We start from the raw sequence: 14,332 nt of genomic DNA, 5'->3' as shown, positions 1-14,332 counted from the left end.
CCACCCGACCCCGGTAGATGGGTCGCCCTTGACCAGCCCGGAAGAGCCGTAGGAGCGCATCAGTCATGTCCGACGTGAACCAGATCGAAGCCGCCGTCCGTACCGAATTCGGTAAGGGCGCCGCTCGCCGTACCCGTCGCGACGGCAACGTGCCCGCCGTGCTGTACGGCCACCAGTCCGAGCCGCAGCACCTGTCGCTGGACGCCAAGGCCTTCGCCGCCATCCTGCGTCTGCACGGCACCAACGCCATCCTGAGCCTGAAGATCGACGGCAAGGAGCAGCTGGCGATGACCAAGTCGGTCGTCGTCCACCCGATCCGTCGCTACATCGAGCACGCCGACCTGCTGATCGTCAAGCGTGGCGAGCGCGTCGTCGCCGACGTCAACGTCGTCGTCACCGGCGATGCGGCTGCGGGCACCCTGGTCACGCTGGAGCTCAACAGCCTGTCGATCGAGGCCGACGCGATGAACCTGCCCGAGAGCATCGAGGTCTCCGTCGAGGGCGTCGAGGCGGGCACCCAGATCCAGGCCGCCGACATCGCACTGCCCAAGGGTGTCACCCTGGCGGGCGAGCCGGAGATCCTGGTCGTCAACGTGATCCAGGCGCCGTCGGCCGCTCAGCTCGACGACGAGGGTGAAGGCGCCGCCGCCGCGGGCGACACCCCCGAAGAGACCGAGTAAGACGCTCCACGGTTCGGCCGATGACCGAATCCTCCGGGCCCGCACTCGTGGTGGGGCTGGGTAACCCCGGCCCCGAATACGAGCGCACCCGCCACAATGTGGGCTTTCTGGTCGCCGACGTGCTCGCCGAGCGCGTCGGCGGCCGTTTTGCCGTGCACAAGAAGTCCGGCGCCGATCTGCTGCAGGCCCGCCTCGACGGCCGCCAGGTTCTGATTGCCAAACCGCGCACCTATATGAATCTGTCCGGGCGCCCGGTGGCGGCGCTGGCGAAGTTCTTCTCGGTGCCCGTCGATCAGGTGATCGTGGTGCACGACGAATTGGATCTGCCGTTCGGGACGATCCGGCTCAAGCAGGGCGGCGGCGAAGGCGGCCACAACGGCCTGCGGTCCATTTCCCAGGCCCTCACCACCAAGGACTACCTGCGCACCCGGATCGGCATCAGCCGTCCGCCTGGTCGTCAGGATCCGGCTGACTATGTGCTCAAACCGTTCTCGGCCCCCGAGCGCAAAGAGGTGCCGGTGATCGTGGAGCAGGCCGCCGATGCGGTGGAGCTGTTGCTCAAAGCCGGTTTGGAAACCGCCCAGAACCAGCTGCACTAGCGAACTTTCGACAACGAGCCCTCCCCGGTTTCGGGGAGGGCTCGTCGGTGTCAGCGGAGGTGTGCTGCCGTCGCTGTGCGGCGGAGCTTTCCCGAAGAGGTCTTCGGGAGGGCGCCGGGGCCCAGAATGGCTACGGTGCGGGGGCGGGCGCCTACCTCGGCGAAGACCTCGTGGACGATCTCACGTTCGATGCGTTTCACCTCGTCGGGGACCTGATAGTCGTTGGATTCGACTACCACGGCGAAGCTTTCGCGTTTCTCGCCCGCGTCGAGGCGCACAGCCACGGCATTGCCGGGACGAACTCCCTGCACGCGCAGGGCGGCGCGTTCGATGTCGGTGGGGTAGATGTTGCGGCCGCCCATGATGATGACGTCCTTCATGCGGCCGCACACCACGATGAGGCCGTCGTCGGTGAAGTAGCCGATGTCGCCGGTGTCGAGCCAGCCGTCGGCGTCCTGGGCGGGGCGGAACCCGTCGACGGTGACGTAGCCCGAAGTGACGGCGGGGCCACGCAATTCGATGACGCCCACCGAGCGCACCGGCAGCGGCTGACGCTCGTCGTCGACCACCCGGCCCTCGAGATCGTCGACCAGGTGGCCGAGGGTCGGCAGTTTGCGCGGTGTGCCGTGATGGCCGTCCTCGGCGACGGGCACTGCCTTGCCGACGGCCTCGAGCAGATCCGCGTCGACGATATCGAGCACCATGCCGTGACCGGGATCGGGAATTGACACGGCGAGGGTGGTTTCGGCCATGCCGTAGACGGGGGTGAGGGCGGACGGGTTGAGGCCGAATTGTTTTCCGGCCTCGGCCAGGGCCGTCATGGTGTCGGGGTCGACCGGTTCGGCGCCGTTCCACATGTAGCGCACGCTCGACAGGTCCATGCTGCCCGGTTCGGCCTGCCGCAGCCGGCGCGCCAGCAGCGAATACGCGAAGTTCGGTGCGGCCGTGACGGTCCCGCGATACTTGGCGATGAGTTCGGCCCACAGCAGCGGCCTGGCCAGGAAGTCGAGCGGCGTCACGCACACCACTTCGGCGCCGAACTGCATGGGCACACTGAGGAATCCGACCATGCCCATGTCGTGGAACAGCGGCAGCCAGCTGATCATCACGTCGTCGTCGGTCTGGAACTTGACGCGATTGAACATCGCGTAGGCGTTGACGTAGAAGTTGCCGTGGGTGATGCGCACGGCCTTCGGTGAGCCCGTCGACCCGGAGGTGAGCTGCTGCAGGGCGATATCGGCCTCGGTGGTCGGCACCGGATCGGAGTCGGCGCCCTCGGCCAGCTCCGCCACCCGGACCACGGTGATCCCGCGCTCCCGCAGCACCGGTTCGGCGGCGGCGAACGGCTCACCGAGCACGACGGCCTTCGCCTCGATCATGTTCAGGACGGTCTCGGTGTCGCGTACCCAGACCGCGAGGTCGGTGCGTGGCGTCGGCTGGTGCAGCATCGTGATCGAGGCGCCACGCATCCAGATCCCTTGGCACACAGGGGCGATGTCGACCGGCAGCCCGGCGAGCACACCCACGGCATCGCCGTGCCCGATCCCGGCGGCCGCGAGACCGCCCGCCATCCGCCGCGCCTGGCGATGGATTTCCCCCCAGGTCTGCCGAAGCGGTGCCTCGGGTTCTCCGGTGACCAGCCCACGCGGGCTGGACAGCGCTGTGGCAAACATTTCGTCGGTGAACCTGCTCAACGTCGGACTCCCTTTACGCCAACGATCGGTTACGGCCGTGCTCCCAACAAGATCCCGCCCCGTGATTCCGGTGTTAACCCCAAATGCCCCCGGCACCCCTGTGTGAACACGATAGCCGCTGCCTCCGACTGCTCTGGCCACACCGGGGCAATTGCCTGCCGGAGGCAGCGGGCCGAACGTGCGATCCGCCGGTCAGCGCCGCGTCAGGGTTGCCAAGGTCGCGACGAAACGGTCGAGATCGGAGCGGCTGACGAAGTAGTGCGGTGAGGCGCGCAGGATGGCGGGCAACGCGCGCTCGGTCATGTCGAGCAGCGCCGAGGTGGCGCGGCTGACGGTGACGGTGACGGCGTGCTCGGCGAGCCGGTCACGCAGCCGGTCGGGGTCGTGGCCGTCGACGGTGAACGAGACGATGCCGCTGTGCTCGGTCCCCAGATCGCGCACGGTGACGCCGGGCAGGTCGGCCATGGCTTCGCGCAGGTATTCCGCGCCCGCGGCCACCGCCGCGTAGGCCTCGTCGGGGCCGAGTTCGAGCAGGTAGTCCACGGCGGCGCCGAGGCCGAGGCGGGCGGCCACATCGCACTCCCAGAACTCGAAGCGCTGGGCGCCGTCGGCGAGGCGGTAGTCGGTGGGGCCGGTCCAGGTGGCGCTGTGCAGGTCGAGGCGGGCGGGTTCCATCGTGTGCGCCAGTTCGTTACGCACGTAAAGGAATCCGGTGCCGCGCGGGCCACGCAACCACTTGCGCCCGGTGGCGGACAGGGCATCGACACCGAGTTCGATCACATCGATCGGCAGTTGGCCGATCGATTGGCAGGCATCGAGCAGCACGATCGCACCGGCTTGTTTCGCGATGCGGGTCGCCTCGGCGACCGGGTTCACCAGGCCGCCGTTGGTCGGCGCGTGCTGCAGCGAGACCAGGCGTACGCGCTCGTCGAGCATGTTCGCCAGGGCGGCGGTGTCGAGTCGGCCGGTGTCGTCGCTGGGAATGCGCTCGACCACCGCGCCGGTGGCGGCGGCGCGCTGCAGCGCGGCGATGGCATTGCTCGCGTAGTCGGCGCCGGAGATCAGCACGCGGTCGCCGGGGCGCAGTGGCACGGAGTAGGCGAAATCGGCCCATGACCTGGTGGCGCTGTCGCTGAGCGCGATGGTGTCGGGGGTGGCGCCGATCAGTGTGGCGATGGAGGTCTTCACGGCGGCGAGGTCGTCGAGTCGTTCGTTTGCCGCACGGTAGCCACCGATGTCGGCTTCGCGACGGAGATGGGCGATCACGGTGTCGGTGACGATGCGCGGCGGCAGGGACGAGCCCGCGCTGTCGAGGAAGACCTTGCCGTCGGCAAGGCCCGGGGTGGCGGCGGTAATGGCGGCGAAATCCAGCATGGCGACGACCCTAACGCCGATCGGTGTTCGGCTTCTCGACACTTTTTCTGTCGGTGGCCCTCGCTACCCTGGAATGAACGACATGCGCCGAGCCCCGGCGGCGCTCACCACGTGGAGGTTGGCATGGCGGTCACCCTGGAACGTTCCTCCTGGCCGGATTCCGCCTGCGACCAGGGCGAATTGTCGTCGCGGGCGGCGGCTGAGGCCTATGTGGGCGGGGTCTGTTTCAAGCTCGGGCCCCCGACGCTGATCGGTGCCGAACTCGAATGGCTCACCGCCGGACCCACCGGCGCCCGACCCTCGCTCGACCAGCTCTCCTCGGCCCTCGGGCCACATGCTCCGACTTCCCTCGCCCCTGCCTCACCCGCGCTTCCCCTGCCCGGTGGCAGCGCGGTGACCATCGAACCCGGTGGTCAGATCGAACTCTCCAGCGCACCTTTCGCCGATCCGGCGGAGCTCACGCGGCATCTGCGGGCAGATGCGGCCCGTTTGCGGGACTTGCTCGCCACCAGGGAAATCACCGTCACCGCCGCGTCCGCCGATGCGCACCGCCCGGCTGAGCGGCTCCTTCGCTTGCCCCGATACGCGGCCATGGAACGCGCGTTCGCAGGCATCGGCCCCTTCGGCGGCCTGATGATGTGCAATACCGCCGCCACCCAGGTCAGCGTCGACGCGGGCGCCGACCCGGCCGAGGTGCGCGCCCGCTGGACCGCGCTCTACGTGCTCGGGCCCGCGCTGATCGCGGCGTTCGCCTGCTCGCCCGCCTTGCACGGAATACCGTGCGGCGATTGGGTTTCCCAGCGGATGCGCACCTGGTTGCGGCTCGATCCGGCCCGCACCAGGCCCTCGGTATCCGACTGGGCCGACCCGATCACCGCCTACGCGCGCTGGGCGCTCGACGTTCCACTGTTGTGCGTGCGCTGCACCGAACCCGACGCCGACTGGTCGCCCCCACCCGGTGCGACCTTCGCCGACTGGCTCTCGGGCGCGCTCGACGACGAGGTCGGCCGCCGCCCCACCCGCGCCGACCTCGACTACCACCTCACCACCCTGTTTCCGCCGGTCCGGGCCTCGGGGCACCTCGAGGTGCGCTATCTCGACACTCAGCCGGGCGATACCTGGACCACCCCGATCCACCTGTTCGACGCCCTGCTCTCGAGACCCGAGGTGGTCGCGGAGGCAACGGCTCTCGCGGCCCCGGTCGCGGGGGAGTGGACCACAGCGGCGCGCCACGGGCTGCTCGACCCGCAGGTGCGCCAGGTGGCGGTGGACGTGCTCGACCTGGCGGCACAGCATGCCAGAACACCCGCCGCCGCACAGGAATTGGCCGACGCGGCGCGTCGATGTCGCTCGGCACTCAGCCCCTCGGACCAGCTGGAGAGCTCGGAGGGTTCGCGATGAATCGACGCCGCGCGCCCGATGGGCCGACCCTGCCTGCCGCTGTGAAGATCCCTGTCGCCCAGCCTCACTCGGAGATCCGCTCGTGACACTTTCCGCACCCGCCGACCATGCCGACCGCGAACGCACGCGAGCCAGGATCGCCGAGGTGCTCGCTCGTGCCCGCCGCCGCACCGCCGTGCTCACCGACAGCGTCGACGAGGCCGACCTCGTGGCGCAGCATTCACCGCTGATGTCGCCACTGGTCTGGGATCTGGCCCATATCGGCAACCAGGAGGAGCTCTGGTTGGTGCGCGATGTCGGCGGCCGGGAGCCGGTGCGCAGCGATATCGACGAACTGTACGACGCCTTCAAGCACGCCAGGGTGAACCGGCCCGCGCTGCCGCTGCTGAATCCGGAGCAGGCGCGTGGCTATGTGGGCACCGTGCGCGAGAAGGTCTTCGATGTTCTCGAAGCCAGTCCGCTGCTGGGAAACCCGCTGGTGGACAGCGGTTTCGCGTTCGGGATGATCGCTCAGCACGAACAGCAACACGACGAAACCATGCTGGCCACTCACCAGTTGCGTCTGGGCGCACCGGTACTGTCGGCGCCACCCGCGCCGTCCGCACGGGTTCCGATCGGCGGTGAAGTAGTTGTTCCCGCAGGCGAGTTCGTGATGGGTACGTCAGCCGATCCCTGGGCGCTGGACAATGAACGGCCCGCGCATCCGGTGTATGTCGAGGGTTTCGCCATCGATGTCGCCCCGGTGACCAACGAGCAGTACCTGGCGTTCATCGACGACGGCGGCTACGAGCGCCGTGAGCTGTGGTCGGAGCGCGGGTGGGCGCACCGGCAGGAGGCGGGGCTGGTCGCGCCGCAGTTCTGGGAGCGCGAGGGGAATCACTGGTACCGAAGGGTTTTCGGGGTGCGCACCGCGTTGCGGCCACGTCAGCCGGTGGTGCACGTGTGCTGGTTCGAGGCGGAGGCCTATGCGCGGTGGGCGGGTAAGCGGTTGCCCACCGAGGCCGAGTGGGAGAAGGCGGCCCGGTTCGACCCGGCCACCGGAGCGTCGCGGCGCTATCCGTGGGGTGAGGACGAGCCGAGCGAGCGCACCGCCAACCTGGGCCAGCGTCATCTGGAACCGGCCGAGGTCGGCGCGTATCCGGCCGGTGCGTCGGCAACCGGGGTGCACCAGCTGATCGGTGACGTCTGGGAGTGGTGTTCCTCCGGCTTCGAGGCCTACCCAGGGTTCCGTGCGTTCCCGTACCGGGAGTACTCGGAGGTCTTCTTCGGTGGGGACTACCGGATCCTGCGCGGCGGTTCGTTCGGCACCGACGAGGTGGCCTGCCGCGGCACCTTCCGCAACTGGGACCACCCCATCCGCAGGCAGATCTTCGCCGGGTTCCGGCTGGCCCGCGACCTGCGCGAGGACGAACGCTGATGTGCAGACACCTCGGCTATGTCGGCCCACCGGTCGCGGTCGGTGAATTGGTGTTGCGCGGCTCGCATTCGCTCTACGCCCAGTCCTGGGCGCCGCTCGACATGCGTGCCGGTGGCACCGTCAACGCCGACGGTTTCGGCGTCGCCTGGTGGCGCCGGGCCGAGGTCGGCATGGACGGTGCCCGCGACGCGGTGACCCGCTACCGCAACCCCGCCCCCATCTGGACCGATCCGGCCGTCGCCGAGGTCCTCGGGCAGCTCGAGTCCCGAGCGGTGCTCGCGGCCGTCCGCTCGGCCACCGTCGGCATGCCGATCGAACGCTCCGCCTGCGCCCCCTTCACCGACGACCACTGGGCCTTCAGTCACAACGGTGTCGTGCAGGAGTGGCGAACCACCCTGCCCGCCGTCCTCACCGACTTGGCGCCCCTCCTCGACCCGTCCGCCACCGCCTCGATGTTCCTGCACGCCGAGGCACTCACCGACGCGGCGGCACTGTGGGTCGTGCTTCGTGCCCTGCTCGCCGCGATCGACCCCGACGGTCCGGTCACGTCGCCGGCCGACGCGCTGCGACTACTGGTGACCACCGTGCTGCGTCATCAGCCCAACGCCCGTGTGAATCTGTTGCTCGGCAACGGTTCCGAACTCTGGGCCACCACCTGCTGGCACGCCTTGTCGGTGCTGGTCACCGACGACTACGCCGTGCTGTCCTCGGAACCGTACGACGACGATCCACGGTGGCGACCGATCGCGGATCGTCAGCTGGTGACCGCCTCGCCCGGCCACTGCACCATCACCGCTCTGGAATTCCCCGCCACCGAAAGGGTCCGTTCATGACCGCGCCGCTGCTGGACATCCACCTCACCGACGCCGATCTCACCGAGGCCCTGCGAGCCGACGCCCGCGCCGGACTCACCGCCGACCCGAAGTCGCTGCCGCCCAAGTGGTTCTACGACGCGCGCGGCAGCGAATTGTTCGAGGCGATCACCGAGCTGCCCGAGTACTACCCCACCCGCACCGAGCGGGCGCTGCTGCGCGATGTGGTCGACGAGATCGCGGCCGCCGCCCACGCCGACGTACTGGTGGAACTCGGCGCGGGCTCGGCCGCCAAGACCCGGCTACTCCTCGACGCGCTCACGGCCGTAGGCTCGCTGAAAACCTATGTGCCACAGGATGTTTCCGCGTCAGCCCTACGCGGTGCGGCAACCGAATTGGCGGCCGAGTACCCGAACCTGTCCGTGCACGGTGTGGTCAGCGATTTCACCGATACCCTGCACAACCTGCCGAGGGGCGGGCGCCGGATGATCGCCTTCCTCGGCGGAACCATCGGTAACCTGGTGCCCGCCGAGCGCGCCGAATTCCTGGCCGGCATCAACGAGGTTCTCGAACCCGGGGAACTGCTGCTGCTCGGCGCGGGCCTCGTGGTCGACCCCGAGATCGTCGTTCCCGCCTACGACGACGCCGCGGGTGTCACCGCCGAGTTCAACCGCAACGTCCTGCACGTCCTCAACAACCGGCTGTCCGCCGATTTCGAGCCGGACAAGTTCGAGCATGTGGCGCTCTGGGATCCCACGAACGAGTGGATCGAAATGCGCCTGCGCGCCACCGAAGCCATGACCGCGACCGTCGCCGATCTGGGCCTCACCGTCGACTTCGCCGCGGGCGAGGAGATGCGCACCGAGATCTCGGCCAAGTTCCGTCCCGAATCCCTCGGCGCCGAACTCGACGACGCGGGCTTCACCCCTACCCACACCTGGACCGACCCCGAGAACCGCTTCACCCTCGTCCTGGCCGAGCGTCGTTGACCGCGGCTACGTCAGAACTGCCGCGGTCGGCAGGATGTCGACCGAGCCGGTCGTCATGGCGTGGCGGCTCTAGAGGTCGAGTTCGTCGGCGACTCCTTCGCCGCTGATCAGGTTCTCGTCCCCGTCGAGGTCGGCGTTGTCGAGGGAGTCCTCGTCGAAAGCGCGGACGGCGACCTCTTCGGCGGGGCGCTCGTCTTCTTCCATCTCCTCGTGGCGCTCGCCGCTCTCGGTCCACTCCTCGGACAGTTCCTCGCCGATACCGAGGAAGCCGTCGGCGTCGGCCTCACGGTTGCGGATCACGTAGTCCGCGGGCGGGTCTTCGATATTGCGTTCGTATTCGATGATGTCGTCGGCCTGATCGTCGTCGCCCATGTCCATGTCCAGCGGTTCACGGCTCATGGTGCCAGTATCGGCCTGTGCGCCGACCCGTGCCAGGAAGGCACGCCCGCGCGGATCAGTCGACGCCTTCGAGGACGGCGGCCAGCCATTCGATGAGCGGACGTAGCTCGTTCCAGGCCCGCCGGACCTCGGTGACGCCTGCGGGGGTCTCGAGCCAGTCGGGTGCCCCGTAGTCGCGGCGAACGATCAGCGACTTGTGGCGGAGCAGTCCGATACGCGGATGGTCGGCGGGGTAGCCCTTGGGGCGGGTCTTGAGCTGTTCGCCGCCGAGGTCGAAACCGGCGGCCGTGATCGCGGCCAGGATGCCCTCCAGTTCGCGGCCGCGCACGTCGTCGTCGATGGTGGCACGCAGGACGGCCAGGGCACTGGGCGCGGGCCGGAAGCAGCCGCCGCCGACGGCCAGCCCGGCCGCACTGATCTGCACGTACCAGCCCACGCCTGGGGAGAGGTGGACCACCGCGCCCTGATGAGTCTTGTAGGGCGTCTTGTCGGCCGAGAATCGCACGTCACGGTAGGGCCGGAAAACCCTGGCGTCCCCGAATTCCGCCGCGAGTTCGGTGGTGAGCGCGACCATCGGCGCCCGCACCGCCTCGTCGTAGGTGTGCTTGTGCGCGGTCCAGAAGGCCTTGGAGTTGTCGGCCTCGAGATCCTCGTAGAAGTCCAGGCCGGCCAGGGGGAAACCGGTGAAAGCGTTCATCGTGCGTGCGGTTCTCAGTTCTGTGACGGGATGATGTCGGCGTCGAAGAAGAACACCCGGATCGCCAGCCCCGCGAGCAACGCGAACAGCGCCGCCACGGCCGACCAGTTGCCGAGCGGTTCACCTTTCCTGCTCCCGTACAGCCCCGCCGCGATCCCGAGCACACCGAAGATGATCGGGAAGAACAGCAGGGCGATGACGGCGAACACGAACGCCACTGTCGACCAGGTCTTACCCGCGGGCGCCTCGACATCACCATCGGAGTCGTCGACGGGCAACCCACCGTAAGACACCTCGGGCCTGCCGCGATATTTGGCCTCGTGCGCGCCATGCGATGACTCGACCGGCTCGTCCGACAGCGAATACGACACCTCGGGCCGCTCCGGCTTGGCATGCCGAGGCCGATACCCGCCCTCGCCGGATCCGGATTCCTGCGGTGTGCTCATCGAGACCTCCCAGGTCGGGCTATCGTCGGGCTACCGTTCCCAGTATCACCCAACGACGGCCCGTACCAGCACCGACGAGCCTGGCCGGGCTCTCGAAAGAACCCACAGATTGCGCAAGTACATGGGTAACTCACCGGGTACGAGCTAACCCACCCACATCACAGAAGCTTGCCGCCTCCCCAACGAACCCCGCACCTGAGTCTGGCCAGAATTCCCGGGGAGGCGGAACAGCTCAAGCGTTGCCGTTGAACAGGCCCGTCACCGAGCCGTTTTCGAAGACCTCGCGGATGGTGCGGGCCAGCAGCGGCGCGATCGACAGCACCGTCAGCGTGGGGAACTTCTTCTCCTCGCTGATCGGCAGGGTGTTGGTGATGACCACTTCTTTGGCACCGCACGAGGCGAGGCGCTCGGCGGCCGGGTCGCTGAGCACACCGTGGGTGGCCGCGATGATGACATCGCCCGCGCCGGCTTCCTTGAGCACCTTCACCGCACCGGCGATGGTGCCACCGGTGTCGATCATGTCGTCGATCAGCACGCAGGTGCGGCCTTCGACGTCACCGACGACGCGGTTGGACTTCACCTGGTTGGGAACCAGCGGGTCGCGGGTCTTGTGGATGAACGACAGCGGGGTGCCACCGAGCGCGTCGGCCCACTTCTCGGCGACCTTCACGCGACCGGCGTCGGGGGAGACCACGGCCAGGTTGTCGGTGGAGTAGTTGGTGCGGATGTAGTCCGACAGCTGCACCAGCGCGTGCATGTGATCGACGGGGCCGTCGAAGAAGCCCTGGATCTGGTCGGTGTGCAGGTCGACGCTGATGATGCGGTCGGCACCGGCGGTCTTGAGCAGGTCGGCGACCAGGCGGGCGGAGATGGGCTCACGGCCGCGGTGCTTCTTGTCCTGGCGGGCGTAGGGGTAGAACGGCAGCACGGCGGTGATCCGCTTGGCCGAACCACGCTTGAGCGCGTCGATCATGATGAGCTGTTCCATCAGCCACTGGTTCAGCGGGGCCGGGAAGCTCTGCAGCACGAAGGCGTCGGAACCGCGCACCGACTCCTCGAACCGGACGAAGATCTCACCGTTGGCGAACTCACGCGCGGTCTGCGGGGTGATGTCGACATCGAGTTCCTTGGCGACCTGCTCGGCAAGCTCAGGATGTGACCGGCCGGCGAAGAGCATCAAGTTCTTCTGATTGTCGATCGAGAACGCGGTCACTGCTGGTTGCCATCCTTTTGCTCGATTGCCTTGTTCGACGTCTCGTCTGCCGCGATGGCTTCCGCCGCCGCGCGTGCCGCAGCGGTTCCGGGACGGTAGCGCTGCACCCAGTTCTCAATGGTGCGCTGTGGCCCACCCGACACGGCAAGTGCCCCGGGTGGAACGCTCCTGCGCAGTACAGTACCCGCACCCGTATAGGCGCCGTCACCCACGGTGACCGGAGCGATGAACATGGTGTCGCTGCCGGTCCGCACATGGGAACCGACCACAGTGTGGTGCTTGTTCACCCCGTCGTAGTTCACGAAAACACTGGACGCGCCGATGTTGCTGTACTCGCCGATCGTCGCGTCACCGACGTAGGTGAGGTGCGGAACCTTGGAGTGCGCGCCGACCGTCGCGTTCTTGGTCTCGACGAACGCGCCGAGCTTGCCGTGCTCGCCGAGCACGGTGCCGGGGCGCAGGTAGCTGAACGGTCCGACGTTGGCGTTCTCGCCGATCTCGGCCTGCTCGCCGTGGGTGCGCACCACCTTGGCGCCCGCGCCGACGATCACATCGGTGAGCGTGGTGTCGGGCCCGATCTCGGCGTCCTCCCCGATATGGGTCTCGCCGAACAGCTGGGTTCCGGGGCGCAGGACCGCGTCGCGCCCGATCCGCACACTCGCGTCGACCCAGGTGGTGGCCGGATCGATGACGGTGACGCCCGCGCGCATGTGCCGTTCGAGGATGTACCGGTTGAGCGTGGCACCGGCCTGCGACAGCTGCACCCGGTCGTTGACCCCGGTGACCTTGTTCGAGTCGACCAGTCGCGCGCCGTGCACGGGATGTCCGGCCTCGCGGGCGAGACGCAGCACGTCGGTGAGGTAGAGCTCGTGCTGGGCATTGGCCGTGGACAGCCGCCCGATCATGGTGCGCAGCACGGCGGCGTCGAAGGCGTAGACGCCGGAATTGACTTCTTTGATCTTGGCCTGGGCCGGTGTCGCGTCGGCGTGCTCGACGATCTCGGCGACCTGACCGTCGTCGTCGCGCACGATCCGGCCGTAACCGTTGGGATCGTCGGGGACGAAGGTGAGCACGGTGACGGCCGGTCGTTCGGCGTAGCTGCGGTGCTCGTCGAGCAGGGCGCCGAGGGTGTGCCCGTCGAGCAGCGGCACATCGGCGGAGGTGACCAGCAGGTCGCCGGTGAAATCGGCGGGCACGGCCTCGAGCGCGCACTGCACGGCGTGGCCGGTGCCGAGCTGCTGTTCCTGTACCGCACAGACGATTTCGCGTCCGAGTTCCTTGCCGACCTCGGCGACGGCGGCGCCGACCTTGTCGCGGTCGTGGCCGACGACGGTGATCAGATGGGTGGGGTCGATCTCCGCCGCGGCGTGCAGCGCGTGCGAGAGCATCGAACGCCCCGCCAGCGGATGCAGCACCTTCGGAGTCTTCGACCGCATTCGCGTCCCAGCCCCGGCTGCGAGAACGACGACGGCGGTCTGCGGTGGCATGGATCTCCCTCGGCTGCCGGTCAGCGAGTGTGCTGTGGCGGGTTCGGTCGGTCGGTGATGGGGTGCGGGCCGACGATACGTCACTGTGCCCGTGTGTGCTCCGCCGCCAGGACTCGAACCTGAACTATCTGAACCAAAATCAGAGGTGCTGCCATTACACTACGGCGGATCGCCACACCAGTGGGCTGTCAGAGCCCACCACTGTGCTACGGCACGGCCATGATCCTCGCATAGATCGCGCCTCGCGGAAAATCTTGGCTCGCCCACATCCCCGACAATTTTGACCATCATGGGGTCTGAGACAGTTGACGCGGTGGGTCCGGCAGGTGGTGGAGAGGCAGGGAAGTTGTCTTCTAGTGATCCGGGGCGCGTTTCCAGACCGAGGATGACGGGTACTCAGCGGCGCCAGCAGTTGATCGAGATCGGTCGCGCGTTGTTCGCGGAGCGGGGCTACGACGCCACATCGATCGAGGAGATCGCGCAGCGTGCGCAGGTGTCCAAGCCGGTGGTCTACGAGCATTTCGGGGGTAAGGAAGGGCTCTACGCGGTGGTCGTCGACCGCGAGATGTCGATGCTGCTCGACATGGTCACCTCCTCGCTCACCCAGAACCGGTCGCGGTTGCGGCTCGAGCAGGTGGCGCTGGCGCTGCTCACCTACATCGAGGAACGCACCGACGGGTTCCGCATCCTGGTGCGCGACCAACCGGCCCCCAACGCCGACGGCCGGTACTCGAGCCTGCTCAACGAGGCCGTCAACCAGGTGGCGCACATCCTGGCGGGCGACTTCGGCCGCCGCGATCTCGACACCAGTCTGGCCCCGCTCTACGCCCAGGCGCTCGTCGGCATGGTGTCCACGGCGGCCACCTGGTGGCTCGACGAGCGCACCCCGCCGAAGGAAGTGGTCGCGGCGCATCTGGTGAACCTGTGCTGGAACGGTTTGAGCCACTTGGAAGCCGAACCGGGTCTCAGCTCCGAATGGAATACGAACATCGCGGGGCCCAAGCCGGGGTAACCGGTCGATAGCGCCCGTGCCGGAAGCGAATCCAGGATTCGGGTGCCCCCGAAGGGTCTGGTGGTACGGTTCACCCATCCTTTTGGGTGCTGCCGGGCGGTATGTCGATCAA

General features: G+C 68.1%; 14 protein-coding genes and 1 tRNA gene. 7 read left to right on the top strand and 8 right to left on the bottom strand.

Annotated elements, in window-relative coordinates; all coding sequences use genetic code 11:
* Window positions 1-65 precede the first annotated feature (65 nt).
* Both ACSVDM_RS19240 and pth read left to right on the top strand, forming a co-directional pair.
* On the top strand, window positions 66-680 hold the full coding sequence (locus ACSVDM_RS19240) for a 50S ribosomal protein L25/general stress protein Ctc (protein WP_439266770.1): 615 nt from the start codon (window positions 66-68) through the stop codon (window positions 678-680).
* A gap of 20 nt (window positions 681-700) precedes the next feature.
* Window positions 701-1,279, top strand: coding sequence for an aminoacyl-tRNA hydrolase (gene pth / locus ACSVDM_RS19235; RefSeq protein ID WP_067485516.1), 579 nt, complete (start codon window positions 701-703; stop codon window positions 1,277-1,279).
* 50 nt (window positions 1,280-1,329) lie between these two features.
* On the opposite strand, the gene ACSVDM_RS19230 is transcribed toward pth, so the two are convergent.
* Together ACSVDM_RS19230 and ACSVDM_RS19225 are read right to left on the bottom strand one after the other, a co-directional pair.
* Entirely contained in the window at window positions 1,330-2,973 is a 1,644-nt protein-coding gene (locus ACSVDM_RS19230) for a fatty acyl-AMP ligase (protein WP_439266768.1), read from the bottom strand.
* A gap of 192 nt (window positions 2,974-3,165) precedes the next feature.
* On the bottom strand, window positions 3,166-4,347 hold the full coding sequence (locus tag ACSVDM_RS19225) for an aminotransferase class V-fold PLP-dependent enzyme (protein ID WP_439266766.1): 1,182 nt from the start codon (window positions 4,345-4,347) through the stop codon (window positions 3,166-3,168).
* Between the two features lie 123 nt (window positions 4,348-4,470).
* Between ACSVDM_RS19225 and egtA the strand changes: the two genes are divergently transcribed.
* The 4 genes from egtA (at window position 4,471) to egtD (ending at window position 8,966) form a co-directional block, all read left to right on the top strand.
* Complete coding sequence (egtA, locus tag ACSVDM_RS19220) at window positions 4,471-5,748, top strand: ergothioneine biosynthesis glutamate--cysteine ligase EgtA (protein ID WP_439266764.1); 1,278 nt, start codon at window positions 4,471-4,473, stop codon at window positions 5,746-5,748.
* Between the two features lie 82 nt (window positions 5,749-5,830).
* Window positions 5,831-7,165: an ergothioneine biosynthesis protein EgtB gene (gene egtB / locus ACSVDM_RS19215; protein ID WP_439266762.1), complete on the top strand. Its 1,335-nt coding sequence runs from the start codon at window positions 5,831-5,833 to the stop codon at window positions 7,163-7,165.
* The gene (egtC, locus tag ACSVDM_RS19210; protein WP_067637927.1) at window positions 7,165-7,998 is read left to right on the top strand and encodes an ergothioneine biosynthesis protein EgtC; all 834 of its coding nucleotides are present in this window, start codon (window positions 7,165-7,167) and stop codon (window positions 7,996-7,998) included. The genes egtB and egtC overlap by 1 nt, the downstream gene beginning before the upstream one ends.
* Window positions 7,995-8,966, top strand: coding sequence for an L-histidine N(alpha)-methyltransferase (egtD, locus tag ACSVDM_RS19205; protein ID WP_439266760.1), 972 nt, complete (start codon window positions 7,995-7,997; stop codon window positions 8,964-8,966). Before egtC ends, egtD begins: the two co-directional genes overlap by 4 nt.
* A 69-nt stretch (window positions 8,967-9,035) precedes the next feature.
* On the opposite strand, the gene ACSVDM_RS19200 is transcribed toward egtD, so the two are convergent.
* The 6 genes from ACSVDM_RS19200 to ACSVDM_RS19175 form a co-directional block, all read right to left on the bottom strand.
* Window positions 9,036-9,365 carry a hypothetical protein gene (locus ACSVDM_RS19200; RefSeq protein ID WP_174552173.1) on the bottom strand — a complete coding sequence of 110 codons (330 nt, stop codon included), beginning with the start codon at window positions 9,363-9,365 and terminating at the stop codon, window positions 9,036-9,038.
* Window positions 9,366-9,420: 55 nt separating this feature from the next.
* Window positions 9,421-10,062: a DUF2461 domain-containing protein gene (locus ACSVDM_RS19195; RefSeq protein WP_439266758.1), complete on the bottom strand. Its 642-nt coding sequence runs from the start codon at window positions 10,060-10,062 to the stop codon at window positions 9,421-9,423.
* A gap of 14 nt (window positions 10,063-10,076) precedes the next feature.
* A complete protein-coding gene (locus ACSVDM_RS19190; RefSeq protein ID WP_439266756.1) occupies window positions 10,077-10,508 on the bottom strand; it encodes a hypothetical protein in 432 nt (143 codons plus the stop codon).
* A gap of 232 nt (window positions 10,509-10,740) precedes the next feature.
* Window positions 10,741-11,721, bottom strand: a complete 981-nt coding sequence (locus ACSVDM_RS19185) for a ribose-phosphate diphosphokinase (protein WP_357148053.1) — start codon at window positions 11,719-11,721, stop codon at window positions 10,741-10,743.
* On the bottom strand, window positions 11,718-13,208 hold the full coding sequence (gene glmU, locus ACSVDM_RS19180) for a bifunctional UDP-N-acetylglucosamine diphosphorylase/glucosamine-1-phosphate N-acetyltransferase GlmU (RefSeq protein ID WP_181696671.1): 1,491 nt from the start codon (window positions 13,206-13,208) through the stop codon (window positions 11,718-11,720). The genes ACSVDM_RS19185 and glmU overlap by 4 nt, the downstream gene beginning before the upstream one ends.
* A 98-nt stretch (window positions 13,209-13,306) precedes the next feature.
* Window positions 13,307-13,377, bottom strand: a tRNA-Gln gene (locus ACSVDM_RS19175).
* A 216-nt stretch (window positions 13,378-13,593) separates the two neighbouring features.
* Between ACSVDM_RS19175 and ACSVDM_RS19170 the strand changes: the two genes are divergently transcribed.
* Window positions 13,594-14,220 (top strand): TetR/AcrR family transcriptional regulator, encoded by a 627-nt coding sequence (locus tag ACSVDM_RS19170; protein ID WP_067485532.1) that lies wholly within the window; start codon window positions 13,594-13,596, stop codon window positions 14,218-14,220.
* Window positions 14,221-14,332 lie beyond the last annotated feature (112 nt).

Source organism: Nocardia sp. JW2 (genome assembly GCF_051843015.1).
In the GTDB taxonomy this organism is placed as follows: Bacteria; Actinomycetota; Actinomycetes; order Mycobacteriales; family Mycobacteriaceae; genus Nocardia; species Nocardia coubleae.
This window is presented reverse-complemented; position numbering and strand designations above follow the sequence as displayed.

What these genes read in the sequence shown, in the direction of transcription:
- ACSVDM_RS19225 (WP_439266766.1), bottom strand. Translation starts at nt 4,347, where the DNA reads ATGCTGGATTTCGCCGCCATTACCGCCGCCACCCCGGGCCTTGCCGAC.
- egtA (WP_439266764.1), top strand. Translation starts at nt 4,471, where the DNA reads ATGGCGGTCACCCTGGAACGTTCCTCCTGGCCGGATTCCGCCTGCGAC.
- ACSVDM_RS19170 (WP_067485532.1), top strand. Translation starts at nt 13,594, where the DNA reads ATGACGGGTACTCAGCGGCGCCAGCAGTTGATCGAGATCGGTCGCGCG.
- ACSVDM_RS19240 (WP_439266770.1), top strand. Translation starts at nt 66, where the DNA reads ATGTCCGACGTGAACCAGATCGAAGCCGCCGTCCGTACCGAATTCGGT.
- ACSVDM_RS19195 (WP_439266758.1), bottom strand. Translation starts at nt 10,062, where the DNA reads ATGAACGCTTTCACCGGTTTCCCCCTGGCCGGCCTGGACTTCTACGAG.
- ACSVDM_RS19200 (WP_174552173.1), bottom strand. Translation starts at nt 9,365, where the DNA reads ATGAGCCGTGAACCGCTGGACATGGACATGGGCGACGACGATCAGGCC.
- glmU (WP_181696671.1), bottom strand. Translation starts at nt 13,208, where the DNA reads ATGCCACCGCAGACCGCCGTCGTCGTTCTCGCAGCCGGGGCTGGGACG.
- ACSVDM_RS19190 (WP_439266756.1), bottom strand. Translation starts at nt 10,508, where the DNA reads ATGAGCACACCGCAGGAATCCGGATCCGGCGAGGGCGGGTATCGGCCT.
- egtC (WP_067637927.1), top strand. Translation starts at nt 7,165, where the DNA reads ATGTGCAGACACCTCGGCTATGTCGGCCCACCGGTCGCGGTCGGTGAA.
- pth (WP_067485516.1), top strand. Translation starts at nt 701, where the DNA reads ATGACCGAATCCTCCGGGCCCGCACTCGTGGTGGGGCTGGGTAACCCC.
- egtD (WP_439266760.1), top strand. Translation starts at nt 7,995, where the DNA reads ATGACCGCGCCGCTGCTGGACATCCACCTCACCGACGCCGATCTCACC.